The 24,184-nt window shown below is 69.9% G+C and carries 29 protein-coding genes; 8 read left to right on the top strand and 21 right to left on the bottom strand.

Annotated features, from left to right (window positions below; genetic code table 11):
- Window positions 1-5 precede the first annotated feature (5 nt).
- The gene (gene fgd, locus MCHLDSM_RS12700) at window positions 6-1,016 is read right to left on the bottom strand and encodes a glucose-6-phosphate dehydrogenase (coenzyme-F420) (RefSeq protein ID WP_048470405.1); all 1,011 of its coding nucleotides are present in this window, start codon (window positions 1,014-1,016) and stop codon (window positions 6-8) included.
- A 23-nt stretch (window positions 1,017-1,039) separates the two neighbouring features.
- On the opposite strand from fgd, the gene MCHLDSM_RS12695 reads away from it, so the two are divergent.
- The gene (locus MCHLDSM_RS12695; protein WP_048470404.1) at window positions 1,040-1,780 is read left to right on the top strand and encodes an MBL fold metallo-hydrolase; all 741 of its coding nucleotides are present in this window, start codon (window positions 1,040-1,042) and stop codon (window positions 1,778-1,780) included.
- On the opposite strand, the gene MCHLDSM_RS12690 is transcribed toward MCHLDSM_RS12695, so the two are convergent.
- From MCHLDSM_RS12690 to MCHLDSM_RS12670, 5 genes are all read right to left on the bottom strand, one after another.
- The gene (locus MCHLDSM_RS12690; protein WP_048470673.1) at window positions 1,762-2,025 is read right to left on the bottom strand and encodes a hypothetical protein; all 264 of its coding nucleotides are present in this window, start codon (window positions 2,023-2,025) and stop codon (window positions 1,762-1,764) included. The genes MCHLDSM_RS12695 and MCHLDSM_RS12690 overlap by 19 nt on opposite strands.
- Window positions 2,026-2,062: 37 nt before the next feature.
- Entirely contained in the window at window positions 2,063-3,166 is a 1,104-nt protein-coding gene (locus MCHLDSM_RS12685) for an LLM class flavin-dependent oxidoreductase (RefSeq protein WP_048470403.1), read from the bottom strand.
- Window positions 3,163-3,657 (bottom strand): GNAT family N-acetyltransferase, encoded by a 495-nt coding sequence (locus tag MCHLDSM_RS12680; protein WP_048470402.1) that lies wholly within the window; start codon window positions 3,655-3,657, stop codon window positions 3,163-3,165. The genes MCHLDSM_RS12685 and MCHLDSM_RS12680 overlap by 4 nt, the downstream gene beginning before the upstream one ends.
- Before the next feature lie 96 nt (window positions 3,658-3,753).
- On the bottom strand, window positions 3,754-4,188 hold the full coding sequence (locus MCHLDSM_RS12675) for an SRPBCC family protein (protein ID WP_048470401.1): 435 nt from the start codon (window positions 4,186-4,188) through the stop codon (window positions 3,754-3,756).
- Window positions 4,185-4,517: an ArsR/SmtB family transcription factor gene (locus MCHLDSM_RS12670; protein WP_048470672.1), complete on the bottom strand. Its 333-nt coding sequence runs from the start codon at window positions 4,515-4,517 to the stop codon at window positions 4,185-4,187. The genes MCHLDSM_RS12675 and MCHLDSM_RS12670 overlap by 4 nt, the downstream gene beginning before the upstream one ends.
- A gap of 84 nt (window positions 4,518-4,601) precedes the next feature.
- Here MCHLDSM_RS12670 and MCHLDSM_RS12665 point away from each other — a divergent pair, with 84 nt between their 5' ends.
- Window positions 4,602-5,285: a DUF899 domain-containing protein gene (locus MCHLDSM_RS12665; protein ID WP_048470400.1), complete on the top strand. Its 684-nt coding sequence runs from the start codon at window positions 4,602-4,604 to the stop codon at window positions 5,283-5,285.
- Between the two features lie 1,005 nt (window positions 5,286-6,290).
- Here MCHLDSM_RS12665 and MCHLDSM_RS40400 read toward each other — a convergent pair.
- Together MCHLDSM_RS40400 and MCHLDSM_RS40395 are read right to left on the bottom strand one after the other, a co-directional pair.
- Window positions 6,291-6,684 (bottom strand): DUF222 domain-containing protein (locus MCHLDSM_RS40400; protein WP_412178254.1); only part of this gene is annotated, 394 nt, incomplete at its 3' end.
- Between the two features lie 51 nt (window positions 6,685-6,735).
- Window positions 6,736-7,235 (bottom strand): DUF222 domain-containing protein (locus tag MCHLDSM_RS40395; protein WP_412178253.1); only part of this gene is annotated, 500 nt, incomplete at its 3' end.
- A gap of 415 nt (window positions 7,236-7,650) precedes the next feature.
- Between MCHLDSM_RS40395 and MCHLDSM_RS12650 the strand changes: the two genes are divergently transcribed.
- Window positions 7,651-8,514, top strand: coding sequence for an SDR family oxidoreductase (locus MCHLDSM_RS12650; RefSeq protein ID WP_048418894.1), 864 nt, complete (start codon window positions 7,651-7,653; stop codon window positions 8,512-8,514).
- On the opposite strand, the gene MCHLDSM_RS12645 is transcribed toward MCHLDSM_RS12650, so the two are convergent.
- The gene (locus MCHLDSM_RS12645) at window positions 8,511-8,981 is read right to left on the bottom strand and encodes an Lrp/AsnC family transcriptional regulator (RefSeq protein ID WP_048470398.1); all 471 of its coding nucleotides are present in this window, start codon (window positions 8,979-8,981) and stop codon (window positions 8,511-8,513) included. The genes MCHLDSM_RS12650 and MCHLDSM_RS12645 overlap by 4 nt on opposite strands.
- A 92-nt stretch (window positions 8,982-9,073) precedes the next feature.
- Between MCHLDSM_RS12645 and MCHLDSM_RS12640 the strand changes: the two genes are divergently transcribed.
- Entirely contained in the window at window positions 9,074-9,517 is a 444-nt protein-coding gene (locus tag MCHLDSM_RS12640; protein WP_048470397.1) for a rhodanese-like domain-containing protein, read from the top strand.
- Here the strand turns inward: MCHLDSM_RS12640 and MCHLDSM_RS12635 are convergent.
- On the bottom strand, window positions 9,514-10,125 hold the full coding sequence (locus MCHLDSM_RS12635) for a TetR/AcrR family transcriptional regulator (RefSeq protein ID WP_048470396.1): 612 nt from the start codon (window positions 10,123-10,125) through the stop codon (window positions 9,514-9,516). The two genes, MCHLDSM_RS12640 and MCHLDSM_RS12635, sit on opposite strands and share 4 nt — an antisense overlap.
- 61 nt (window positions 10,126-10,186) lie before the next feature.
- On the opposite strand from MCHLDSM_RS12635, the gene MCHLDSM_RS12630 reads away from it, so the two are divergent.
- Window positions 10,187-11,032, top strand: a complete 846-nt coding sequence (locus MCHLDSM_RS12630; protein WP_048470395.1) for an alpha/beta fold hydrolase — start codon at window positions 10,187-10,189, stop codon at window positions 11,030-11,032.
- Here the strand turns inward: MCHLDSM_RS12630 and MCHLDSM_RS12625 are convergent.
- Genes MCHLDSM_RS12625 through MCHLDSM_RS12595 form a run of 7 tightly spaced genes read right to left on the bottom strand, consistent with a single transcriptional unit; the run spans window position 11,029 to window position 16,855 of the window.
- On the bottom strand, window positions 11,029-12,666 hold the full coding sequence (locus MCHLDSM_RS12625) for an amidohydrolase (RefSeq protein WP_048470394.1): 1,638 nt from the start codon (window positions 12,664-12,666) through the stop codon (window positions 11,029-11,031). The two genes, MCHLDSM_RS12630 and MCHLDSM_RS12625, sit on opposite strands and share 4 nt — an antisense overlap.
- Before the next feature lie 9 nt (window positions 12,667-12,675).
- On the bottom strand, window positions 12,676-13,080 hold the full coding sequence (locus tag MCHLDSM_RS12620) for a hypothetical protein (protein ID WP_048470393.1): 405 nt from the start codon (window positions 13,078-13,080) through the stop codon (window positions 12,676-12,678).
- Window positions 13,081-14,286 (bottom strand): O-succinylhomoserine sulfhydrylase, encoded by a 1,206-nt coding sequence (locus MCHLDSM_RS12615; RefSeq protein ID WP_048470392.1) that lies wholly within the window; start codon window positions 14,284-14,286, stop codon window positions 13,081-13,083.
- The gene (locus tag MCHLDSM_RS12610; RefSeq protein ID WP_048470391.1) at window positions 14,283-14,696 is read right to left on the bottom strand and encodes a rhodanese-like domain-containing protein; all 414 of its coding nucleotides are present in this window, start codon (window positions 14,694-14,696) and stop codon (window positions 14,283-14,285) included. The genes MCHLDSM_RS12615 and MCHLDSM_RS12610 overlap by 4 nt, the downstream gene beginning before the upstream one ends.
- A 19-nt stretch (window positions 14,697-14,715) precedes the next feature.
- Window positions 14,716-15,159, bottom strand: coding sequence for an Rv0361 family membrane protein (locus MCHLDSM_RS12605; RefSeq protein WP_048470390.1), 444 nt, complete (start codon window positions 15,157-15,159; stop codon window positions 14,716-14,718).
- A complete protein-coding gene (purT, locus tag MCHLDSM_RS12600) occupies window positions 15,156-16,322 on the bottom strand; it encodes a formate-dependent phosphoribosylglycinamide formyltransferase (protein WP_048470389.1) in 1,167 nt (388 codons plus the stop codon). Before purT ends, MCHLDSM_RS12605 begins: the two co-directional genes overlap by 4 nt.
- The gene (locus MCHLDSM_RS12595; RefSeq protein ID WP_407661862.1) at window positions 16,319-16,855 is read right to left on the bottom strand and encodes a MarR family winged helix-turn-helix transcriptional regulator; all 537 of its coding nucleotides are present in this window, start codon (window positions 16,853-16,855) and stop codon (window positions 16,319-16,321) included. The genes purT and MCHLDSM_RS12595 overlap by 4 nt, the downstream gene beginning before the upstream one ends.
- 36 nt (window positions 16,856-16,891) lie before the next feature.
- Between MCHLDSM_RS12595 and MCHLDSM_RS12590 the strand changes: the two genes are divergently transcribed.
- Genes MCHLDSM_RS12590 through MCHLDSM_RS12580 form a run of 3 tightly spaced genes read left to right on the top strand, consistent with a single transcriptional unit; the run spans window position 16,892 to window position 20,423 of the window.
- Complete coding sequence (locus MCHLDSM_RS12590; protein WP_048470388.1) at window positions 16,892-18,976, top strand: MMPL family transporter; 2,085 nt, start codon at window positions 16,892-16,894, stop codon at window positions 18,974-18,976.
- A 29-nt stretch (window positions 18,977-19,005) separates the two neighbouring features.
- Window positions 19,006-20,232 carry a cytochrome P450 gene (locus MCHLDSM_RS12585; protein ID WP_048470387.1) on the top strand — a complete coding sequence of 409 codons (1,227 nt, stop codon included), beginning with the start codon at window positions 19,006-19,008 and terminating at the stop codon, window positions 20,230-20,232.
- A gap of 50 nt (window positions 20,233-20,282) precedes the next feature.
- Window positions 20,283-20,423 carry a ferredoxin gene (locus MCHLDSM_RS12580; protein ID WP_048470671.1) on the top strand — a complete coding sequence of 47 codons (141 nt, stop codon included), beginning with the start codon at window positions 20,283-20,285 and terminating at the stop codon, window positions 20,421-20,423.
- On the opposite strand, the gene MCHLDSM_RS12575 is transcribed toward MCHLDSM_RS12580, so the two are convergent.
- From MCHLDSM_RS12575 to MCHLDSM_RS12560, 4 genes are read right to left on the bottom strand one after another with little or no spacing between them, the layout of a single operon-like run.
- On the bottom strand, window positions 20,383-21,054 hold the full coding sequence (locus tag MCHLDSM_RS12575) for a hypothetical protein (protein WP_048470386.1): 672 nt from the start codon (window positions 21,052-21,054) through the stop codon (window positions 20,383-20,385). The two genes, MCHLDSM_RS12580 and MCHLDSM_RS12575, sit on opposite strands and share 41 nt — an antisense overlap.
- A gap of 22 nt (window positions 21,055-21,076) precedes the next feature.
- On the bottom strand, window positions 21,077-22,189 hold the full coding sequence (locus MCHLDSM_RS12570) for a GGDEF domain-containing protein (RefSeq protein WP_048470385.1): 1,113 nt from the start codon (window positions 22,187-22,189) through the stop codon (window positions 21,077-21,079).
- 19 nt (window positions 22,190-22,208) lie between these two features.
- A complete protein-coding gene (locus tag MCHLDSM_RS12565) occupies window positions 22,209-22,844 on the bottom strand; it encodes a PaaI family thioesterase (protein ID WP_048470670.1) in 636 nt (211 codons plus the stop codon).
- A 32-nt stretch (window positions 22,845-22,876) separates the two neighbouring features.
- Window positions 22,877-24,166: an adenylosuccinate synthase gene (locus tag MCHLDSM_RS12560; protein WP_048470384.1), complete on the bottom strand. Its 1,290-nt coding sequence runs from the start codon at window positions 24,164-24,166 to the stop codon at window positions 22,877-22,879.
- Window positions 24,167-24,184: the final 18 nt, after the last annotated feature.

The following is a 24,184-nucleotide window of genomic DNA, read 5'->3' as shown; positions in this document are numbered from 1 at the left end:
GGGCGTCAGGCCAGGCGCCGCAACCGCGGTTCGAGGTCGCGCTGGAACAGCTCGAGGAAGCGCTTCTGGTCGTGGCCGGGAGCGTGGAAGACCAGGTGGTTCAGCCCCCAGCCCACGTAGTCTTTGACCTTCTCGACTGCCTCGTCGGGATCGGAGGCGACGATCCAGCGCTTGGCGACCTGCTCGATGGGCAGTTCGTCGGCCGCCTTCTCCATCTCCATCGGATCGTCGATCGAATGCTTCTGCTCCGCGGTCAGCGACAGCGGCGCCCAGAACCGGGTGTTCTCCAGCGCGAGCTCGGGATCGGTGTCGTAGGAGATCTTGATCTCGATCATGCGGTCGACGTCGTCGGGGTTCTTGCCCGCCGCCTCGGCGCCTTCGCGCATCGCCGGGATCAGCTTGTCCTTGTACAGCTCCTCGCCCTTGCCCGAGGTGCAGATGAAGCCGTCGCCGGCGCGACCGGCGTACTTGGCGACCTGCGGGCCGCCGGCGGCGATGTAGATAGGGATGCCGCCCTCGGGCACGTCGTAGATCGAGGCGCCCTTGGTCTTGTAGTACTCGCCGTCGAAGTCCACGCGGTCACCGAGCCACAGCTCGCGCATCAGCCGGACCGATTCGCGCAACCGCGCGTAGCGCTCCTTGAACTCCGGCCACTCCCCCTCGTAACCGGTGGCGATCTCGTTGAGCGCCTCGCCGGTGCCGACGCCGAGGAAGATGCGGTCGGGGTAGAGGCAGCCCATCGTCGCGAAGGCCTGCGCGATGACGGCCGGGTTGTAGCGGAACGTCGGGGTGAGCACCGAGGTGCCGAGCACCAACCGCTCGGTGCGCTCGCCGACCGCGGTCATCCACGCCAGCGAGAACGGCGCGTGCCCGCCCTCGTGGCGCCAGGGCTGGAAGTGGTCGCTGACCGTCGCGCTGTCCATGCCGTGTTCCTCGGCCAGCACCGCCAGTTCGACGAGTTCACGGGGCGCGAACTGCTCCGCCGACGCCTTGTAGCCCAGTTTCAGTTCAGCCATACCTATGTTTCTACACTCGCCTGATGCCACCGGTAGTCACGGCCGTCACCGACCGCGTCCACTTCGTCGAGACCGATCTCGTCAACTGGACGATCGTCGCCGACGACAACGGGCCGGCGCTGATCGACGCCGGCTTCCCCGGCAGCCGCGAGGACGTGCTCTGGTCGCTGGGCCGGCTGGGCTTCGGCCCGGCCGACGTGCGGGCGATCCTGTTGACCCACGCGCACATCGACCACCTGGGCACGGCGATCTGGTTCGCGCAGGCGCACGGAACCCCGGTGTACTGCCACGGCACCGAGGTGCGCCATTCTCGGCGCGAATACCTCGAACAGGCCTCCCCGCACGACATCATCGGTCGCGCGTGGCAGCCGAAGTACCTGAAATGGTCGCTGGCGATCACGCGCAAGGGCGCGCTCACCCACGAGGGCATCCCGACCGCGCAGGCCCTGACCGACGAGGTCGCCGCGGGGCTGCCCGGGGCGCCGCAGGCGATCGCCACGCCGGGGCACACGGGCGGGCACTGCTCCTATCTGGTGGACGGGGTGCTCGTCAGCGGGGACGCGTTGATCACCGACCATCCCGTGGCACCGCGGCCCGGGCCGCAGCTGCTGCCGTCGATCTTCAACAACGACGAGGACGCGTGCCGGCGCAGCCTGGACACCCTGGCGGCCGTCGAGGCCGAGGTGATGCTGCCCGGGCACGGGCCGCTCTGGCGTGGCCGGGTGGCCGAGGCCGCCCGGGCGGCTCAGACGAGGGTGTCGTAGCCCAGCAGGAAGATCGCGGTCAGGGCCAGCCCGCAGGCCACGACGATCGAGGGCATCAGGATCATCGTGTCGAGTTCGTCGTCGTTGAGCACGTCGTCGTCGAAGCGGCCGAACAGCACCCGGGCGATGCCGGTGCGGCGGAACGCGTGTACGAGCCGGCGGACGCCCTTGGTGTAGCGGCGGCGGCCGATGAAGACGCGGGACAGGCCGCCGAGGCCGAAGATCAATGCGGCAGCGGCCAGCATCAACCATCCCACGGTCGCCTGCGACACATCGGCAAGCCTATCGCCACCGCTGCGCGAGCAGACGGTGCGATCGGAGCCGGTCGCAGTGCCGGTGGGTCATCGAGGTGATCACGAGTTCGTCCGCACCGGTCGCGCGCTGCAGCCTGTCGAGGCCGTGCGCGACCTCGTCGGGGTCGCCGACGAACTGGGTGGCGAGGCGGTCGGCGACGACGGCGCGCTGGTCCTCGGACAGCGGGGCGACCCCGTCGGGGTCCGGGTAGGGCACGGCGCCGTCGCCGGCCCGGATCGCGTGCACCCAGTGTCCGTAGCTGGACGCCAGGTGGGCCGCCGACGCGCTGTCGTCGGCGACGACGACGTCGGCGGACACCACGACGTACGGCTCGGACAGGTGGGCCGACGGCCGGAACGCGGCGCGGTAGGCGTCGACGGCGTCGAGCGCCGTGGCCGGAGTGATGTGGTAGCTCGCGACGAACGGCAGCCGGTGGGCGCCGGCGACCTGGGCGCTGCTTCCGGCGCTGCTGCCGAACACCCACGGGGTGAGGGCGGCGCCGGTGCCGGGCCGGGGCTGGATCGGGATGTCGTCGACGCGGTGGTCGCCGCGCAGCATCGCCAGGATCTCCTCGACCTGCACGCCGAAGTCGGGCGCGACGGCCTCGGGTTGCTGGAGCTGCGACATCCGCACGCGCAGAACGGGATTGCGCATCATCACGCTGACGTCGAAGGGTGGCGGGACGACGACGCCGTCGACGTCACGCCAGGAGTGCGGCTCCGGGGCCGGGGGCGCGGCCTGGAGTGCCTCGCGCCGGCGCTGACCCGACCGGCCGACGCCCAGGTCGATGCGTCCGGGGTAGAAGGCGTCGAGCATGCCGAACGTCTCGACGACCGCGACGGCCGTGGTGTGTGCGAGTTGGACGGCGGCCGCCCCGACCCTGATGCGTTCGGTGGCGGCGGCGATCTGGCCGATGAGCACGGCGGGGGCAGATCCGGCGACGTCGACGAAGTGGTGCTCGGCCACCCAAAAGCGTTGGTAGCCCCACTGTTCGGCGTGGCGAGCGAGGTCGACGGTGTTGCGCAGCGCGGCGGCGGCGTCCGCGCCCTCGGGGATCGGCGACAGGTCGAGAACGGAGAGCGGGACGCTCACGGCAGTGCCTTCAGGAACGCGACGGGGTAGACCTCGCCCTCGGCGGTCAGGGGTTCGTCGAGGCGGGTGTAGCCCATCGACAGGTAGAGCGCTTCGGCTTCGGGTTGGCGGTCGCCGGTGGTCAGGTACACGCGGCGGTAGCCGCGGGCGGCGATCTCGGTTTCGAGGCGGGCGACCAGTGTCTTGGCAAGGCCGCGACGGCGGTGCCGGCTGTCGGTCCAGATGCGTTTCAGCTCGGCGGTGTCGGCGTCGAACCGGCGGAAGGCGCCGCCGGTGACGGGTTGTCCGTCGAGGAGCCCGATCAGCAGACCGCCGGCCGGCGGCTCGAACTCGGCGGCCGGGTAGCCGCGCAGCCACGCATGCACCCGGTCACGCAGGCCGCCGTAGCGCTCGGCGTACTCGACGGCGAGTTCGTCGATCAGCGGCGCGGCGAGCGGGTCGTCCTGGTGGACGGCCACGAACCGCACCTCGTCGACGGCTGACACGGACATCACCTTCCTGTCTAACGCACAGCGGCGCCGCGCATTTCCCCGCGCGCGCATTTGCTCACGGTGAGTGAAACTTTCGCCAGTTGGCGGGTGCGCCGTCTAGCGCCGGGACAGCACCGTCACCAATTGGTCCGCGGTGACCGCCCAGCCGTGGTCGTGGTCGGCGAACCCCTCCGCGGGCAGCAGGGAGTGTTCGATCGACATCAGCGTCTCGTCGGCGCCGTGGGGTTCGAACGCCACGTCGACGATGCTCGTCGCGGTCGGGTCGGCCCAGCCGGAGTGGCTCCAGGTGAAGCGCAGCCGGTGCGGGCGGTCGATGTCGAGGAACTGTCCGGTGATCAGGACGAGACGGCCGGAGTCGTCGACGTCAAAGCGCACGCGGCCGCCGACGTGCGCCTCGACGGTGACGGCGACGCAGCGCGAGGGCCGTGGGCACATCCACTCGGCGAGGGCCTCGGGATCGAGCCACTCGTCGAACACCACCTCGGGGACGGCGGGCAGGACGCGGCGCACCCGCACGACGGGATCGGTCATCGGGGCGTGGCTTTACGACGGAGGCGTTCGGACAGGGCGTCGGCGCGCGCGGACCAGAAGTCGCTCTGCTCGTCGATCCATTGACGTGCGGACGACAGGCCGTCGGGTTGCAGTGACAGCCAGTGTTCGCGACCGCGGACCTCGCGGCGGACCAGGCCGGCCGATTCGAGCACGCCGACGTGGCGGGAGACGCCGGCGAAGCTCATGGGCAGCGGCGCGGCCAGGTCGGTGATGCGTGCATCGCCGTCGCGCAGCGCCTCCAGTAGTCGCCGGCGGGTCGGATCCGAGAGCGCGGCGTACGCCCGGTCCAGCGTCGAATCTTCAACCATCTTGTTGACTATAGCGGCGCGGGGTGGTGTCCTGAAGATCGCGACGTTCAACGGTTGTGTTGAACTTTGACGAAGGGAGAACCGATGGAGCCCCGCATCGTGCCGGCGCAGGAGTGGGAGACGGCGTTGGCCGACATGCTGGTTGAGGAGAAGGAGTTCACGCGAGCCCGCGATGCACTGGCGGCGAAGCGGCGACGGATGCCGTGGACGCCGGTGCAGAAGACCTATCGATTCGAGGGTCCCGACGGCGAGGCCACGTTGCTCGACCTGTTCGCGGGGCGTCGGCAGTTGATCGTGTACCGGGCGTTCATGGATCCGGGGGTCGGCGGCTGGCCGGACCACGGCTGCGTGGGGTGTTCGCTGATGGCCGACCACATCGGCGACCTGTCGCATCTGAACGCCCGAGACACCACGCTGGTCTACGTGTCCCGCGGCCCGCAGTCGGACATCGCGCGAATCAAGGCGACGATGGGCTGGAACATCCCGTGGTACACCATGATTCCCAGCGAGGACGGCATGTTCGACGTCGACTTCGGCGTCGACGAGTGGCATGGCACCAACGCGTTCATCCGCCGGCCGGGTTCGGATACCGACGAGATCTTCCGCACCTACTTCGTCAACAACCGCGGCGACGAGGCGTTCGTCAACACCTGGAACCTCCTCGACATCACCGCCCTGGGGCGCCAAGAGACGTGGGAGGACTCGCCGCCGGGATACCCCCAGACGGCGCCTTATCAATGGTGGCGGCACCACGACCTGTACCCGTAGTCCTAGAAGGGCGGCGGATCGTCGCCGCAGTCGGGTTCCGGAGTGATGGCGGTGTTGTGTTGCTGCGGTTGAGGTTTGGCGTTGCGGTCGTGTTGGCGTTGGAGGGCGTTGAGTTCGCGTTCGCGGGTGATGCGGGCGGCGCGGTTCTGGGCGCGGGTGCGCCCTCGGGTGGGCATCATCAGGGACCGCCCGGGGCGGCGCGGCGGTGTGGTCCCCGATGGTGGTGGGGGTCCGGTGGTGGTGTTCCAGGACGGGAACAGCAGCGACGAGAACGGTTTCGTGGTGTAGGTGTGTCCGGTGGGGGTGGTGACCCGCACGGTCCCGTCGGCGGTCTGGGTGTCGGTCCAGCCTTCCCAGAACGTTTTCACCAGATGATGTTGGCGGCAATAGCATTTGGTGTTCGAGGCGTGGGTGGCGCCGTGCGGGTAGGGCTGGGTGTGGTCGATGTCGGCGAACACCGCGGGCCGNGCACCGCTCCGTCGGCGGCATGGGTGTCGGTCCAGCCTTCCCAGAACGTTTTCACCAGATGATGTTGGCGGCAATAGCATTTGGTGTTCGAGGCGTGGGTGGCGCCGTGCGGGTAGGGCTGGGTGTGGTCGATGTCGGCGAACACCGCGGGCCGGTCGCAGCCGGGGAAGCGGCAGGTCAGGTCGCGGGCGCGGACGAACCGCTCCAGCGCAGCGCAGGGGCGGTAGCCGGCGGTGGCGCCCAGGGCGGCCGGGTCGGTGAGGAAGCGCACGGTGGCGCCGTGGGCGATCAACTCGGCCAGCAGCGGCGCGGGCACGACCGCACTGCCGAAGCCGGGGATCAACGCCGCGGTGCGGCGTGCTGGCTCGGGCGATGGGTGCGGCGCTGGTTGTGAATCCGGTTCTGGCTCGGCGGCTTCCGGTGCGGGCTCGGGCGTGGGTTCGCCGTGCAGGTGGGGGTCGACGGTGGCGTCCAGGGCGCTGGGCTCGGCGATGACGGTGATCGTGAAGCTCGACCCGCGGCCGTCGTCGACCTGGNTGGGTTCGCCGTGCAGGTGGGGGTCGACGGTGGCGTCCAGGGCGCTGGGCTCGGCGATGACGGTGATCGTGAAGCTCGACCCGCGGCCGTCGTCGACCTGGCCGGAAGGGCAGTCCGAATTACCGCAGCGGCAGGACAGCACGAACGACCCCGCCGCCATCGCCCCCAGGGAATCAGCGCGGCGCTGATCCAGGGTGCGGGGGTCGTTCTCGCAGACCGAATGCACCATCACCGACAGCCGATGCGCCAGCGCCGCCGCATCGGGGGTGGCCAACTTCCCGAACGCGCTCGTCAGGCCGGTGCGGTCATCGCGGTTGCCGAGGGTGAACGAGCGGCCCGCCATCCCGGTGCGCAACCGCCGCACCGCATCCGGGTCGTATCTGTCGATCCACACGTCGATGGCGGTCTCGAGTTTCTTCTGCGACAGCAGCCCCCACTCCCGCGNCGGCCCGCCATCCCGGTGCGCAACCGCCGCACCGCATCCGGGTCGTATCTGTCGATCCACACGTCGATGGCGGTCTCGAGTTTCTTCTGCGACAGCAGCCCCCACTCCCGCGCGGCGTCGACGAACACCCTGTCCAACCTCGCCAGAACCGCGGGATCGACCACCAAGGCGGCCCGGAAGACGATCGTCGTCACCAGGGACAGCGGCACCCGCCCGGCCGCCAACAGTCGGCCCAGCCGGGGGAACCGGTCCCGCAATGCCAACCCCAGGGTCATCTGCCCCGAGGCCCGCCCGGAGCTGATGTTGAGCGCACACCCGATCTCCGCGGCCGCGGCGTCCCAATCATCACAGGCCCAGCGGGCCCGGGCCGGGGTTTGGCGGCGCTCCCAGAACTCCACGATCGCGGCCAGCTTCACCGCCTCGGCCCGCGCCGCCGCCGCCCCACACCCGGCCACGATGTCGACCAGATCCGCATCCCCGGCACCAGCCAGCGACGCCATCGGCGGCACCACGGAATCGTACATACGTTCGATTTTAGTGAGGCTGCAGAGCCTCGGTAGAAGAAAAACTGCCCCCTGTGGATAACCGGCCCCATGANTTTGGCGGCGCTCCCAGAACTCCACGATCGCGGCCAGCTTCACCGCCTCGGCCCGCGCCGCCGCCGCCCCACACCCGGCCACGATGTCGACCAGATCCGCATCGCCGGCACCAGCCAGCGACGCCATCGGCGGCACCACGGAATCGTACATACGTTCGATTTTAGTGCTATCCGTGCAGCTCAGCAGCACTCATCATCGTGCTGTGGATAACTCGGACAGTGCCGAGAAATCTGTGGATGGATGTTCCACGAGGCTGGAAATGATGTAGGGGACGGGCACTTCCGTCCAAAACTTGACACGTGTAAAGTTCGGCCACATGGACAACATCCGCGGTAAGACCATCGCCATCACCGGGGCGGCACGAGGCATCGGCTACGCCACCGCCACCGCCCTCCTCGAGCGCGGCGCGCGCGTGGTCATCGGCGACCGCGACGTCGCCCTGCAGGAATCCTCGGTCGCCAAGCTCTCCAACCTCGGACCGGTATCCGGCTACCCGCTGGACGTCACCGATCGCGAGTCGTTCGCGACCTTCCTCGACAAGGCCCGCACCGACGGCGGCGGCCACATCGACGTGCTGATCAACAATGCCGGCGTCATGCCGATCGGACCGTTCCTCGAGCAGTCCGAGCAGTCGATCCGGTCGTCGATCGAGGTCAACCTCTACGGCGTCATCGCCGGCTGCCAGCTCGCCCTGCCCGACATGATCGCCCGCCGGCGCGGCCACATCATCAACATCGCATCGCTCTCCGGCGTCATCCCCGTACCGGGTCAGGTCGTCTACGTGGGCGCGAAGTTCGGCGTCGTCGGACTGTCCGCCGCGCTCGCCGACGAGGTCGCCCCGCACGGCGTGCACGTCTCGGTGGTGATGCCGCCCTTCACCAACACCGAGCTCATCTCCGGCACGAAGGAGACCCCGGGCACCAAACCCGTTGAGCCCGAGGACATCGCGGCAGCCATCGTGAAGACGCTCAACAAGCCCAAGACGCACGTGTCCGTGCCGCCGTTCCTGCGGTTCACCGCACAGGCCGCCCAGATGCTGGGCCCGCGCGGACGACGCTGGATGAACCGGAAACTCGGCCTGGACAACGTCTTCCTCGAGTTCGACACCACCAAGCGGCAGAGCTACGAACAGCGCGCGCAGGCAGCACTCGGCGTCGTCGAGGGTGCCGACAAGAACTAACTGTCGCCCTCGGGGGGCAGCAACGGTCTCGATGGCAGCGGCGAGGAGTAGACGACACTGGTGGTCACGCTGCCGAGTGTGCCGATCCTGCCGCTGAGCCGTTCGAGGTGCTTGATGTCGGTTGCGACGACCTTCATGATGAAGCAGTCGTCGCCGGTGACGTGGTGAGCTTCGAGGACTTCAGGCAGATCGGCGAGGAGGCGGTGCAGCGGGTCGTAGTTACTGCTCGGGTAGCGCAGCCGCAGAAAGGCCAAGATTGAGAATCCGAGCCGTTCCGGGTCGACGTGAGCGCCGTAACCGGTGATCACACCGAATTCCTCGAGCCGACGTACGCGTTCGGCGGTGGCGCTGTGGCTCATGGTGATGTGTCTGGCCAGCTCCGCGACACTTTGCCGCCCGTGTGTCTGCAACGCCTGGAGAATTGCCGTGTCGACCTTGTCGAGCCCAAACGGGAGATTCGCGGCCATGACGACAAGATGCCACGAAATAGCCGCTCGATTCGCGGTAACGACGCGATACTTCCCTGGAAGGCAGCCCGCGTCCGGAATATCGTTTCCTCATGCCAGTCGCTGCCAACCCAACGGAACTCCTCGTGGCTCACTTCGCCGGCAAACTCGCCGCGGAGACCGACGCTTCGGATGTGCACGCCGACCAGGAGAACGGTGTTCTGTTCGTGCTCGTCGACTCCCGCGGGAGAAGCGCCTGGGACCAGGGGCGTATCGCTGGAGCGGTCCACATGCCCACCGCGGAGATCGCCGCACGGGCGCCCCGGGAGATCCCCCGGAACGTGCCCGTCGTGACGTATTGCTGGGGGCCGGGCTGCAACGGCTCCACCCGTGCCGCACTGGAGTTCGCGAAACTGGGCTATGAGGTCAAGGAGATGCTCGGCGGCTTCGAATACTGGGCCCGCGAAGGCTATCCCGTCGAGACGGATCGCGGCCGGATCGTCCGCGCCAAGGATCCGCTGACGGCGCCGTTGGACGCCATCACCTGTGACTGCTAGCGCGCGATGCCGTCGATGAGGCGGTCGCACACGGCGTACATCTCCTGCTTCGCCGCGTTCTGATCCTCGGCGCGCGAAATGTACAGCGCCGCCTCATCGAGTGCGCCGAGCAGCACGTGCGCCGTCGGCCGCCGCGGCTGATCCGGGATCACCCCGTCGGCGATCGCCTGACCGAGCATGGCCTCGATGACGCCGAGCCCGTACTTCATCCCGACCGCGCGCCACCGCTCCCAACCCAGCACCGCCGGCGCGTCGACCAGCATGATCCGCTGCACCTCGGGCGCGGAGCAGAGGTCCAGGAACAGCCGCGCGCCGGTCTTCATCGCCTGCCGCTGATCAGCCGGCGCCGCTTCGCCGAGCCGCGTGACGATGTCCGCGACCAGCTCACCCTCGATCTCCTCGTAGACCGCCGCGAACAGTTCGGTCTTGTCGGCGAACTGGTGGTACAGCGCACCGCGGGTCACCCCCGCCGCCTCGACGATCGACTGCGTCGACACGTCGGCGAAACCATTGACAGCGAACAACTTCCGCGATGCAGCCAGCAGGCTCGCACGCGTGGCCGCGGTGCGCTCCGCCTGGGACCGCCGGGGCGGGGGGTTGACTTTCATACAGGCTGTACGTAACTTTCGTACTCAGTGTTTGTAAATGTCGACGAGAAGGATAACCGCTATGCCCACCGTCACCGTGCCTGCGGCCACCGTCGAGTACCGCGAGTCGGGCCCGAAGGACTCCGCCTACCCGCCCGTCGTCTTCGTGCACGGCGCGCTCGTCGACTCCCGGCTGTGGGACGCCGTCGCCGCCGACCTGGCCGGCCAGGGGTTCCGCTGCCTGCAACCCGACCTCCCCCTCGGCGCCCACCGCATCCCGGTCGACGACCGCGCCGCGCTGACGCCCACCGGTGTCGCGGATCTGGTGCACGACTTCCTCGTCGCCCTGGACCTCGACGACGTCACGCTGGTCGGCAACGACACCGGCGGTGGCGTCTGCCAGTTCCTGATCGACGCCCACCCCGAGCGCATCGGCCGCCTCGTGCTGACCAATTGCGATGCGTTCGACAAGTTTCCGCCGTTCCCCTTCAACGCCGTCTTCGCGGTGATGCGCACCCGTCCGGCCGTCACCTCGCTGATGGCGACCATGGGCCCGACAGCACTGCGGCACTCACCGCTCGGCTACGGCCTGCTCGCGAAGAACCTGGATCCGGCGCTGACCGCATCCTGGCTGACGCCCGCGCGCACCGACCGGCGCATCGCCGGCGACTTCGCCGCGCTGGCCCGCGGAATCGGCGGCACCGACCTCACCCACGTCGCACCCCGATTGCACCGCTTCACCAAACCGGTGACGGTGGCGTGGGGCCAGGACGACCGCTGCTTCACCCCGGCACTCGGGCGCCGCCTCGCCGCGCTGTTCCCCGATGCGACCACCGTCGACGTGCCGCACGCGTCGACGTTCGTCCCCCTGGACGCACCCGCAGCGGTCAGCACGGCGATCATGCAGACGGCCGGAGCCAGAACCTAGGCCCGGTAGACCGTCTGACCTTCCTTGATTGTCTCCACCACCGCGATGTCCTTGATCGCCTCAGGATCCACCGTCAACGGATTCTGTTCCAGCACAACGAGATCTGCGAGCATGCCGGGCCGGAGCGCGCCCTTGCGCGACTCCTCGCCGTACTGCGCCGCGGCATTGACGGTGATGGCCTCGAGCGCCTCCCACGGCGTGATGCGCTGATCGGCGCCGAGGACGGCACCACCACGCGAGACCCGGTTCACCGCCGTCCACAGCAGGAACATCTGATCGAGCGGGGTGACGACGAAATCGGTGTGGTTGGTCGGCCGCAGCCCGGCGTCGATCGCCGCGCGCATCGGCGACAGGAAGTCCGCCTGCTCCCGGCCGCGCAGATGAATGTGGGCGTCCCCGAAGTAGAAGGCGTGCTCGGTGAAGAACGACGGGATGATCTTGTACTCGACGAAGCGCGCCAGCTGATCCCGGCGGACGAACTGGGAGTGGACCATCACGATGCGTCGCGCCCTGCCGAGGTCATCGGCCGCGGCGAACGAGTGGGCGGCCAGCGCGACGTCGATGGCCGCATCGCCGTTGGCGTGGATGTCCAGGGGCAGGTCCAGGTCGTACACCTGCTTGAACCACCCGTTGACGGTGTCCTGCGAGAAGGGCAGCTCGCCGCGCCAGTTCGGTTGTCCGTCCGGGCCTTCCACCCGGTACGGGGTGGTGAAGTAGGCGGTCCGCCCCTGCGGCGAGCCGTCGAGTGTCACCTTGACCCCTCCGAGCTTGAGGCGATTGACATACCGGCCGAACGTCTCCGGCGGATTCGACTGCAGGATCTCGTCCAGGTCGAGGATGAAGGGATACGCGACGACGTCGATCAGCGTCGCTCCTCCCGCGGCAGCGCGCTGCATCAGCGCGATGTCGGCGGCGTGCGAGGCGCCCTCGTGCGCAGTGGTGATTCCTGCTGCGGCGTAGAGCATCTGGCCGGCGCGGCTCCACTCGACCTCCTGGGCGGGCGTCGGCTTCGGCATGGCCGCGAAGATCGGCAGGAACGCGGTCTCCATGACCAATCCGTCGGGCTCGTCGGAGCCGTCCTTGCGGACGATCACCCCGCCCGGCGGGGTGATCGTGTCGGCGGAGATGCCGAACATGCGCATCGCCGCGCTGTTGAGCACCGCGCCGTGCATCGAGACATGCCCCACCAGAACCGGCGTGTCCGGGAAGTCGACGTCGAGATCGTCCTTGCTCAGGGTGCGGCCGCCGGGCATCATCGTGTCGTCGTAGCCGTACGCGACGAGCATGTCCCCCGCCGGTATCGGGTGGCGGTCCCGAAACGCTGTGAGCGCAGCGATGATCGCGGCGACGTCGGCACCCGGTCCGGCAGGCGGGGCGAACACATTGACCTGGTTGGCCACACTGAGCGAGTTGATGTAGTGGCTGTGCGGATCGATGAATCCGGGTAGCAGCACCGCACCGTCGAGGTCGACGACCTCGGTGGCGCCGCCGTGGTGGGCAGCGACGACGTCGGCGCGATCACCCACCGCGGTGATCCGCCCGGCCCGCACCGCGAGTGCCTGCGCACGAGGTGCAGCTCTGTCCATGGTCACGATGTCGCCGCCGACGTAGATGGTGTCCGCGGGTTCGACCATGGTGGGCTCCTACTCGAACGACGGCATCGGATCGCCGAGGCGGTAGGCCTCGATCGTGTCGAGGTGCTCGAACAGTTCGGCCAGGTTGAACTGGTAGTCGTCGGCGGTGCCGACGAACACCACGTGGGCCACCTCGCCCTCGTCCTCGGGGGTCAGCAGCACCACCGTCACGTTGACGACCTCGTCCTCGTCGGCGACCTCGGCCTCAGACGCCGGCCAGTACCAGGCGGCGCCGGTCTCGTCGTCGACGTCCTCGGAGAACTCCCAGCCGCGCTCCGTCAGACGGGCGTCGAAATCCTCGAGCTCGGCGGCGATTTCGAGCTGTTCGGCGACGCGCGCCGGAACCCAGGCGTCATCGCGGACCGCGCGCCGCTTCTTGCGGCGCGCCTTCTTCTGCTCGGATCGCCGCGACACCTACGCCAGCGCCTGGGCCAGGTCGGCGATCAGGTCCTCGGTGCCCTCCAGACCGATCGAGATGCGAACGACGCCGTCGCCCAGCCCGATCGCGGCCCGCCCCTCCGGCCCCATCGCGCGGTGGGTGGTGGTCGCCGGGTGGGTGATCAACGACTTGGCATCGCCGAGATTGTTCGAGATGTCCACGATCTTCAGCTTGTCGAGTACCTCGAACGCCCGCTCCTTGGTGCCGCCGGCGAGCTCGAACGTCACCACCGTGCCGCCGCCGGTCATCTGCCGCTTGGCCAGGTCGTACTGCGGATGTGACTCCAGGAACGGGTATTTCACCCAGCTGACGGCTGAACTCGACTCGAGGAACTCCGCGACACGCAGCGCCGAGGTGTTCTGGTGGTCCACCCGCAGTGCCAACGTCTCCAGACCCTTGAGCAGCGTCCACGCGTTGAACGGACTCAGCGCAGGCCCGGTGTGGCGCATCAGCTTCTGCACCGGTCCGTCGATGTACTCCTTGTCACCGAGGATGGCGCCGCCGAGCACCCGGCCCTGCCCGTCGATGTGCTTGGTACCCGAGTACACGACGACATCGACACCCAGCGGGAAGCCCTGCTGCAGGATCGGCGTCGCGAAGACGTTGTCCAGCACCACCTTTGCGCCCGCCGCGTGGGCCATGTCGCAGACCGCGCCGATGTCGACCAGCGACTGCATCGGGTTCGACGGCGTCTCGAAGAACACCGCCTGGGTCGGTACCGACAGAGCCTCCTCCCACTGGGAGAGGTCCTCGCCGTCGACGAACACCGTCTCGACGCCCCAGCGCGGCAGGATCTCGTTGCACACCACGAAGCACGAGCCGAACAGGCTGCGGGCGGCGACCAACCGGTCGCCCGCGCCGAGCAGCGCGCCGAGGGCGGTGAACACCGCCGACATCCCGGTGGCCGTCGCGAAACAGGCCGGGGCGCCTTCGAGCAGGCGCAGCCGCTCCTCGAACATCGAGATCGTCGGGTTGCCGTAGCGCGAGTAGACGTACCGGTCGACCTCGCCGGTGAAGGCCTTCTCCGCGTCGGCGGCCGTCTGGTAGACGTAACCCGACGTCAGGTACATCGCCTCGGCGGTCTCCTCGAAGCCGGACCGCAACAGCCCGCCCCGGACGCCGATGGTGGCCTGGCTGACGCCCTCGGGCAGCGGGGCCGGGGTGCGAATCGACTCGCTCATGACTGCGTCCAGGGCAGGCCGACGGCTTTCCACCCGGTGCCGCCGCGATGCTTGTGCTCGTCGAGGTTGCCCTCGAAGCCGTCGAGGATGTTGTAGGACGGGCCGATGCCCGCCTCGGTGGCCGCCTCGGCGGCGCCGATCGACCGGTTGCCGGACCGGCACAGGAACGCCACCGGCCGGTCACCCGGGGTGATCCCGGCGGCCAGCAGGTCGTCGACGAAGCCGGTGTTGCGGGAGCCGTCCGTGCGGTTCCACTCGATGAACACCGTGTCGCGGCGCAGCGACGTCAGGTCGGGCACGCCGACGAAGCGCCATTCGGCGTCGGTGCGACAGTCCACCAGCATCGCATCGGGGTTCTCGCTCAGCAGCTTCCAGGCCTCCTCAGGCGTGATGTCTCCGGCGTAGCTCACGGTCGTGAGTGTCCCACAGCTAGCTGGGACCGGTCGAACAGACCTTCCAGGCCCCGGCCTCCTTGAGGAAGGTCGCCTCGACGGTCTGCTTCGCGTCCGGATCCTTGTCGAAGTGGTAGGTGACGGAGGCGGTCGCCCGGTCCCCGTCGACGGCCACGTCGAAGACGCCGTCGACGAACCGCTCACCCCGCTTGGCCACCGAGTCACGATGGGCCGCAGTCACTTTCGATTCGTCACCAGCCTCGGCCGCGCAGGTGAACGACCGGAAATCCGCGAAGTCGCCGCGCTGCAGCGCGTCGTTCTGGCCGGCCGCGGCCCGGCCGATCTGCTGGGAGTCGGTGAGCTCGTCGTGGGAGAACACGTTGAACAGCCAGATTGCGATCACGATGGCCACAATGATTGCCAGTGCACCCAGAAACGGCGTCGCGGTCGAGCCGGTGGACGTGTCGTCGGGTTCGGTCACGACAACCTGCGCAGCGCGGACGCCACCCGGCGGGCGCGGTCGCGGGCCACGATCGGATCCGGGGCCGTGGCGGTGGACAGCGTCCGCCGGCCGCGCCCCTCGCCCGCCGGGAACAGCCGGACGTCGCTCTCGGCGACCGCCAGCGCGTCGGCCAGCACGGCGCGCAGCGTGGCGTCGCCGACATCGGGATCGGCGTCGACGTCGACGTCGACGATCTCCATCGCGCCCGGGGAGATCATGATCGTGTCGACCGGCAGGCCGAGGATGGCCCGGGCGTGCAGCTCGAAGGCCGACAGCCGCTGCGAGCGCAGCGTCACCAGCGCGCTGTCCTGCGGCCGCGGCCGGACATCGGTGAAGTAGACCTCGTCGCCGCGCACCAGCAGCTCGACCGCGAACACACCGCGCCCGCCCAGCGAGTTGACGATCCGCGCCGCGATCGACTTCGCCGCGTCCAGGGCCGCCGGCGAAAGAGCATGCGGCTGCCAGGATTCCAGCGTGCCGGGGGCGGGCCGGTGATGGCCGATCGGTTCGCAGAAGTGCACGGTCGGACCGGCGGGACCGGTGGTGCGCACGGTCAGCAGCGTCACCTCGACGTCGACCTCGACCACCGTCTCGGCCAGGACGCGGTGCAGGCTGAGCCGGCCGCCCGCGACCGCGCGCCGCCACGCAGGCTCGACGTCGTCGGAGCGCAGCACCACCGACTCTCCCTCACCCGGGACCGCGGCGACCGGTTTCACCAGCAGCGGGAAACCGGCGTGCTGGGCGACCGCGGTGAGTTCCTCGACCGAGCCGGCGAACCAGAACGGCGCCGTCGGCAGGCCGAGCTCGTCGGCGGCCAGCCGTCGCAGCCCCTCACCGTCGACGGACAACCGCAGCGCGCGCGGGGTGGGGAACACGTCGACGTCCTCGCGCTCCGCGGCGGCGAGCAGCGCGTCGGTCGCCACGCCGCCCGCATCGGCCACCACGAACCGGGGGCCGGTCGCGTCGATGAGGCCGGTCAGCGCGTCGGCGTCGGTCATCGCCGCCATGTCGTCGGAGACCGTCACCCGCGCACCCAGCCGCTCGAACGCCGGCGCGAGCTCCCGCGTCCGTTCGCCGCCGCTCAGCAGCAGCACCGAAGTCGGCTCGGCCGCCGTCGTCTCACCCTCACCCGTCTCACTCATCGAGCCTCCAGCCTGCCAGAACCACCGGCCGGATCGCCCGCGAGATCGTCGCGAAACGCCCCCATCGCGTCGACGACGGCGCCGAACACCCGGTGCGCGGCCCGCAGATCGTCGTCGGGAAGCTCCGCCAGCGCCTCGCGGAGGTGTTCGGCCAGCGGGGTGAAGAACTCGCGGGCCACCTGCATGCCGTGCTCGGCGACGCGCAGTTTCACCTTGCGCCGGTCGGCCGGGTCGGGCTCGCGCAGCAGGTGACCGGAGGTGATCATCCGCTCGACCAGGTAGGTGATCGCGGCGCCGGACATCCCCATCCGGGTGCGCAGCTCGCCGGCCGCCAGCGGCTCGCCGGTGGTCTCGGCGACCGTGATGTGCAGCAGCGCGCGGAAGTCGTTGGCCGTCATCGCGTGGCGTCCGGCGAAATCGTGACCGATCTGATCGGACTGGGCGGTGAGCGCCCGCACGTCGGCGGCGATCAGCGCCTCCAGCGCCGGGCGGTCGGGATCCTGCACGGTCCCCACCATAGCCCGAAAGTTCATTTGATTAATTGTTAATTATCTGAAATATTCGTGGGCATGAGCCGACGACTTTCCTGGCTGATCGCTCTCGTCGTCATCGTCGCGTCCGGTGCGCTGATGGGCCTCCTCGGCGGCGGCGACTCCGGCGATCAGTCCCCCGTGCCTGTGCCCACCGCTGCCGAATCGGCCCGCGCCGACGCCGTCCGCGCCGAATTCCCCGGCGGCGACCAGGCGCCCGTCCTGCTCGTGCTGACCCGCGACGACGGCGCCGCCCTGTCCCCGGCCGACCGGGACGCGGCCGACCAGGCGCGCCAGCGAATGCTCACCGCCGCGGGTGCCGGCAGCGCCGGACCGCCCGTGCAGGTCTCCGAGGACGGGCAGGCCGCCATCGCCGTGGTGCCGCTGAACTCCGGCCTGTCCGGCTTCGCGCTCACCGACGAGGTCAAAGCGCTGCGCGGGGCGGCCACCGACGGCCTGCCGGCCGATCTGAAGGCCGAGGTCACCGGCGGACCGGCGTTCGGCGCCGACATCGCCGACTCGTTCTCCGGAGCCAACTTCACGCTGCTGGCCGTCACCGCGGCGGTGGTCGCGCTGCTGCTGATCGTCACCTACCGCTCACCGGTGCTGTGGCTGGTGCCGCTGCTCGTCATCGCGTTCGCCGACCGGGTCGGCGGCGTGGTCGGCAGCGCCGTCGCCGAAGGGCTCGGTATGTCACCCGACGGGTCGACGACGGGCATCACCAGCGTGCTCGTGTTCGGCGCGGGCACCAACTACGCGCTGCTGTTGATCTCCCGCTATCGAGAAGAGCTGGGCCGCAACGAGTCCCACCACGACGCGCTGCGCACCGCGGTCCGCCGGGCCGGCCCGGCGATCATCGCGAGCAACGCGACCGTGGTGCTGGCCCTGCTGACGCTGCTGTTCGCGACGTCCCCGAGCACCCGCAGCCTCGGGGTGCAGGCGGCGTCCGGCCTGGTGGTCGCCGCGGTGTTCGTGCTGCTGGTACTGCCGCCGTTCCTCGATCTGTTCGGCCGGAAGTTGTTCTGGCCGTTCATCCCCCGCGTCGGCGCGAGCGCGCTCACCGAAGGCGGGGCGTGGCACCGGGTCGCCGACGGCGTGGCGCGCCGGCCCGCGCTGGTGTCCGTCGTCGCGATCGGCGCGCTGGCGCTGCTGTGCACCGGGCTGCTGCGCACCCCGATCGGCCTGTCCCAGACCGAACAGTTCCGCGTGCAGGCCGAGTCCGTCAGCGGTTTCGACACACTGGCCGACCACTTCCCCAGCGGCCTGACCGATCCCACCCTGGTGATCGCCTCCACCGACCGCGCCGCCGAGGTGCAGCGCGCGATCACCGCCACCCCCGGCGTCGTCTCCGCCACCCCGGCGGGCACCTCACCGCAGGGCCTGACCCAGTGGTCGGTGGTGCTCGCGGCAGCACCCGCAACCGACGAGGCGTTCGACACGATCGACGCGCTGCGCGACGCGGTGCACGGCGCCGACCCCGCCGGCCTGGTGGGCGGATCGGACGCCAAGGCCCGCGACGCCGCCGGGGCCGCCGGCCACGACCGCGCGGTGGTGGTGCCCGCGATCCTCGCGGTGGTGCTGCTGGTGCTGTTCGTCCTGTTGCGCTCCGCGCTGGCACCACTGGTCCTAGTCGCGGTCACGGTGCTCAGCGCACTCGCCGCGCTCGGGCTCGGCGGCTGGGCGAGCGTGCACCTGTTCGGGTTCCCCGCCCTGGACAACAGCGTTCCGCTGTTCGCGCTGCTGTTCCTGGTCGCCCTCGGCGTCGACTACACGATCTTCCTGGTGACCCGGGCACGGGAGGAGACGCCGGAGCACGGCACCCGCGACGGCATCGTGCGGGCGGTGTCGGCGACCGGTGCGGTGATCACCAGCGCGGGCATCGTGCTGGCCGCGGTGTTCTGCGTGCTCGGCGTGCTCCCGTTGATCGCGCTGACCCAGGTCGGCATCATCGTCGGCCTCGGCATTTTGCTGGACACCTTCGTGGTGCGCACCGTGGTGATCCCGGCGCTGTTCACGCTGATCGGTCCCAAGATCTGGTGGCCTGCGCTGCAGGACGCCGACGACGGACCCGACGCCGCCGGGGCCGGCGGACGACACCGCGCCGGGGCGGCGGCGCACCCGTAGCTGCGCCGCCGGGCCGGTAGCGTCGTGTGATGAGTCAGGCCGACACCCGCGCCGAACCGGAGCCCGGGCTGCCCCCGCTGCACATGCGCCGCGACGGACTCGACCCGACGCCGGCGCTGCGCGAGATCCGCGACAGCGCCGGCGTGCAGAGCGTGACCAACGCGTTCGGCATGAAGGTCTTCCTCGTCACCCGCTACGACGACGTCAAGACCGTGCTGTCGGACCACGCGCGGTTCTCCAACGGCCGGCCGCCCGGGTTCGTCGTCCCCGGTGCCCCGCCGATCGACGAGCAGGAGGCGGCCCGCAACCGGGCCGGGAACCTGCTCGGCCTGGATCCGCCGGAGCACCAACGCCTTCGGCGCATGCTCACCCCGGAGTTCACGATCCGGCGCATCAAGCGGCTGCAGCCCCGCATCGTCGAGATCGTCGACGCCCAGCTCGACGCGATCGCCGCCGCGGGCCCGCCGGCCGACCTGGTCGAACACTTCGCGCTGCCGATCCCGTCGCTGGTGATCTGCGAGCTGCTGGGCGTGCCCTACGCCGACCGCGACGACTTCCAGCGCCGCAGCGGCCGTCAGCTCGACCTGTCGATCCCGATACCGGAACGGCTCGAGCTGCAGCAGGAAGGCCGGGCCTACATGGCGTCGCTGGTCACCCGCGCCCGCGCCGAGCCCGGCGAGGACATCCTCGGCATGCTGGTGCGCGACCACGGCGACGAGCTCACCGACGACGAGCTGATCGGCGTCGCCGGGCTGCTGCTGCTCGCCGGCCACGAGACCACGTCGAACATGCTCGCGCTGGGCACGCTGGCGCTGCTGCGCCACCCCGAGCAGCTGGCCGCGGTCCGCGACGACCCGGCCGCGGTCGCCCCGGCGATCGAGGAACTGCTGCGCTACCTGTCGATCGTGCAGACCTCGATCCCGCGCATCACCACCACCGACGTCGAGATCGCCGGCGTCGAGATCCCCGCGGGCCGACTGGTGTTCGCGTCACTGCCCGCGGGCAACCGCGATCCGGCGTTCATCGACGCACCGGAGACGCTCGACATCGCGCGGGGTGCGCCCGGCCACCTCGCGTTCGGCCACGGCGTGCATCACTGCCTCGGCGCCCCGCTGGCCCGGATGGAGATGCAGATCGCGTTCCCGGCGCTGCTGCGGCGGTTCCCGAACCTGGCGCCCGCCGAGGATTTCGCCGACGTGGAGTTCCGGTCGTTCCATTTCATCTACGGTCTGAAGTCGTTGGAGGTGTTGTGGTGAGCAAGGTTTCGGCCGACCGTGAGCTGTGCATCCAGGCCGGCAACTGCGTGATGGTGGCGTCCGAGGTCTTCGATCAGGACGACGACGGCATCGTGGTGGTCCTCGCCGAAGAGGTCACCGGGGAGGCCGCCGACCACGCCCGCGAAGCCGTCAAGCTCTGTCCGGCAAGTGCGTTGACGCTGCAGGAGTGAACAGCAGCAGCAGGCTGACCAGCAGCACCCACACCGGGAAGGCGACGGTGGTCCACGGGCTGACGTCGCTGGCGACCAGCACGGCGACCGCGACCAGGTAGGTCACCACCACCAACCAGCGCGGCATCAGCCGGGTCCGCAGCCAGATCGTGGCCAGCGACATCATGAACACCGCGGCCATCCGCAGCGCATAGGTGTTGGCCAGCGCCACCAGCAGACCCTGGCCGAACGCGGCCACCTCGGTGCGTGCCCCGGCCTCGGCGACGAACTGCTTGCTCGCCAGCAGACCCGCCCCCACCGCGGTCGAGGTGAAGATCATCGCCAGGAACAGCAGCCCGCTGCCGATGAACACCGTGGTGAAGAACTTGTCCTCCAGCCGGCCCAGGCCGTCGCGCAGCACCCCGATGAACCACAGGAACGCGATGCCCGAGAACGGCATCAGCACGATCGCCAGCTTCAACCGCGCACTCGTGCCGTCGACCCACTGCGACCCGAGCTGCGCGCCCTCGGGCAGCGACGTGCGCAGCACCACCAGCACGGTGCCGAACAGCAGCGCGAACAGCACCCCGGCCAGCGCGGCGGCACGCGGCGTCGAGAGGCTGCGCAGCGGGCGGCCGGTGGAGTGCGTCACCGGGTCATCGTGGCACGCCCGCTCACTCCCCGGCGGGAACTGCGTCATCTGCGCTGAACGTGCAGTTGCCGCCGACGCCCTTGGCGCGGTACATCGCCGCGTCGGCGCGCTCGATGAGGGCCCGGATCGCCGCCGGCAGCTCCCGGTCGGACGTCCACGCCGTCGCGACGCCGACGCTGACCGTCGGCACCACCGTGGCGTCACAGCGGGTCACCGCCTGGTGCAACCGGTCGGCCACCTCCCGCACCGTGCGGGGGCCGGCGTCGACGACGAGGACGAACTCCTCGCCGCCGGTGCGGGCGATCACCGAGCGCACCCGCAGTGACGTCACCGCGTCGCGCGCGGCGTTGGCGACCGACACCAGCACCCGGTCCCCCGCGTCGTGGCCGTGGCCGTCGTTGACGGCCTTGAACTTGTCGATGTCGACCGCCAGCACCCCGAGGTGCGCGCCGCCTGCCGGCACCAGACCGGTGACCTCGTCGTCCAGTCCGCGCCGGTTGAGCAGCCGGGTCAGCGGGTCGTAGAGCGCGTCGACCGCTCCCATCCGCAGCGCCAGCAGGTAGGACTGCACGATCACCGGAACGCCCACCACCGTCGGCAGCAGCACCAGCAGGCGCACCGTGACCACGCTCGGCTCGGCGGTGTCCTGGGCGAGAGCCAGCGCGTACAGCCACCCGAACGCCGCCACCGTGAACACCAGATGCAGCGCCAGCGCGCGCGGGCCGTGGGCCACCACGATGTAGATCCCGTTGGCCGCCAGCAGCGCCAGCCCGGGCATCGCGGTGAAGGCGTCCTGATAGCAGGCGATCACAGCGAGCACCGCGAAGTCGGCGTAGACCGCGAAGGCCGCCGACTGCCGTTTCGTCGGGAACGGGCCGACGATCCAGATGAGCCCCAGCACCGCCGAACTGATCGCGACCACCAGCACCAGTGCCTGCCCGGTGACGGCGCCGCCGTCGCGGGACGCCCACAGCATCGTCAGCAGCGCGGTGAGCCCGTAGAGCAGCGAGAAGGCGCCGATGAAGACCTGGTGGATGCGCAGCATCCCCCGCGAGCGCAGATGCCTTGCCGTCCAAGCGAAGTCGAACGGCTGCCGCCACCAGATCAGCAGGAAGTCGCGAAGGCCCTTCTCCATCGCCCCCCTGAAGCAAGCGTCACGGCTGTCCGGGGAGCAGCCGAATCATCAATCCGTTCGCCTCGGCGAGCAGGTCGCCGTCCGGGTTGCGCAGCTCGGCGTTGACGAACGCCTTGCGGCCCTGCGCCTCGCGCAGCCAGCCCCGCGCGGTGAGCACCGTGTCGATCGGGGTCACCTTGCGGTAGTCCACGTGCAGGAATGCGGTCCGGCTGATCGGGCGCCCAGTCGCGTGGATCACCATCCCGAAGACCGAGTCGAACAGCAGCGGCAGCACACCGCCGTGCACGGCGTGGTTCCCGCCCACCGAGAACCGGCTGAACTGTACCTGCAGCTCGACGCCGTCGGCGGTGAATTCGGTGACCCGGTACGGGGGCATCAGCAGGCTGCCCGCACCGGGCAGCGAGGGCACCCGGTTCGCCGGACCCACCCCCTCGCCGGCCTCGGACGGCGCCAACAGATCGACCAGCGACTCGGCCAGATCGGCCGCGCGGTCCCAGGTGTCGGCGTCGGGGGCGGCCGACACCGCCAGATCCTGGGCGCGGCGCATCGCCGTGAGGAAGCGACCGAACCCCGGGCCGGGGGTGGCCGGCTCGAAGTTCGGGAAGCCGCCGTGGGTGTCGTAGTCCGGATCGAGCGTCCGGGGGTCGCTGCTCATCTGCTCTTCGCGCAAGCGCTCATCGCGGCTCGTCACGCCAGCACGTCGCGGCGCACGATCGTCTGATCGCGCCCGGGACCGACGCCGATGCACGAGACATGGGCGCCGGCAAGCTCTTCCAGACGCAACACGTAGTCGCGCGCCTTGGCGGGCAGGTCGTCGAACTCCCGCGCCCCCGAGATGTCCTCCCACCAGCCGGGCAGCTCCTCGTAGATCGGCTCGGCGCGGGCGATGTCGCTCTGGGTCATCGGCATCTCGTCGGTGCGCTTGCCGTCCACGGTGTAACCGACGCAGATCGGCACCGTCTCCAGGCTCGACAGCACGTCGAGTTTCGTCAGGAAGTAGTCGGTGATCCCGTTGACGCGGGTGGCATACCGCGCGATGACCGCGTCGAACCACCCGCAGCGACGGCGACGGCCGGTGGTGACACCCACCTCACCGCCGGTCTTGGCCAGGTACTCGCCGTACTCGTCGAACAGCTCGGTGGGGAACGGACCCGACCCGACGCGCGTGGTGTAGGCCTTGAGGATCCCCAGCACCGTGGTGATGCGGGTGGGTCCGATGCCGGAGCCGACCGCCGCCCCTCCCGACGTCGGATTCGACGATGTCACAAAGGGATACGTGCCGTGGTCGACGTCGAGCAGCGTGCCCTGCGAGCCCTCCAGCAGGACCGTCTCCCCGCGCTCGAGCGCGGTGCCCAGCAGCAGCCGGGTGTCGGCGATGCGATGCCGGAAGCCCTCGGCCTGCGCCAGCAGGTTCTCCACCACCTCGCCGGCGTCGAGCGCCTTGCGGTTGTAGATCTTGACCAGCACCTGGTTCTTGAATTCCAGTGCGCCCTCGATCTTCTCGGCCAGCGCCGCCGGGTCGAGCACGTCGGCGACGCGGATGCCCTGCCGCGCGATCTTGTCCTGGTAGCACGGGCCGATACCGCGGCCGGTGGTGCCGATCTTCTTGCTGCCGGCGTACCGCTCGACGACCTTGTCGATCGCGACGTGGTACGGCATCAGCAGATGCGCGTCGGCCGAGATGAGCAGGCGTTCGGTGTCCACGCCGCGCTCTTCGAGGCCGCGCAACTCGGTGAGCAGCACCCCCGGATCGACGACGACGCCGTTGCCGATCACGTTCGTCACGCCCGGGGTGAGGATCCCCGACGGGATGAGGTGCAACGCGAAGTTCTCCCCCGTCGGGAGGACCACCGTGTGGCCGGCGTTGTTGCCCCCCTGGTAACGCACCACCCATTGAACCCGGCCACCGAGCAGATCGGTGGCCTTACCTTTGCCCTCGTCACCCCACTGGGCGCCGATGAGGACGATTGCCGGCATGCCGCGCCTCTCCCGCTC

The organism is Mycolicibacterium chlorophenolicum (assembly GCF_001044235.1).
In the GTDB taxonomy this organism is placed as follows: domain Bacteria; phylum Actinomycetota; class Actinomycetes; order Mycobacteriales; family Mycobacteriaceae; genus Mycobacterium; species Mycobacterium chlorophenolicum.
The sequence above is the reverse complement of the archived record's forward strand: the minus strand, read 5'-3'. Positions and strand labels throughout refer to the sequence as shown.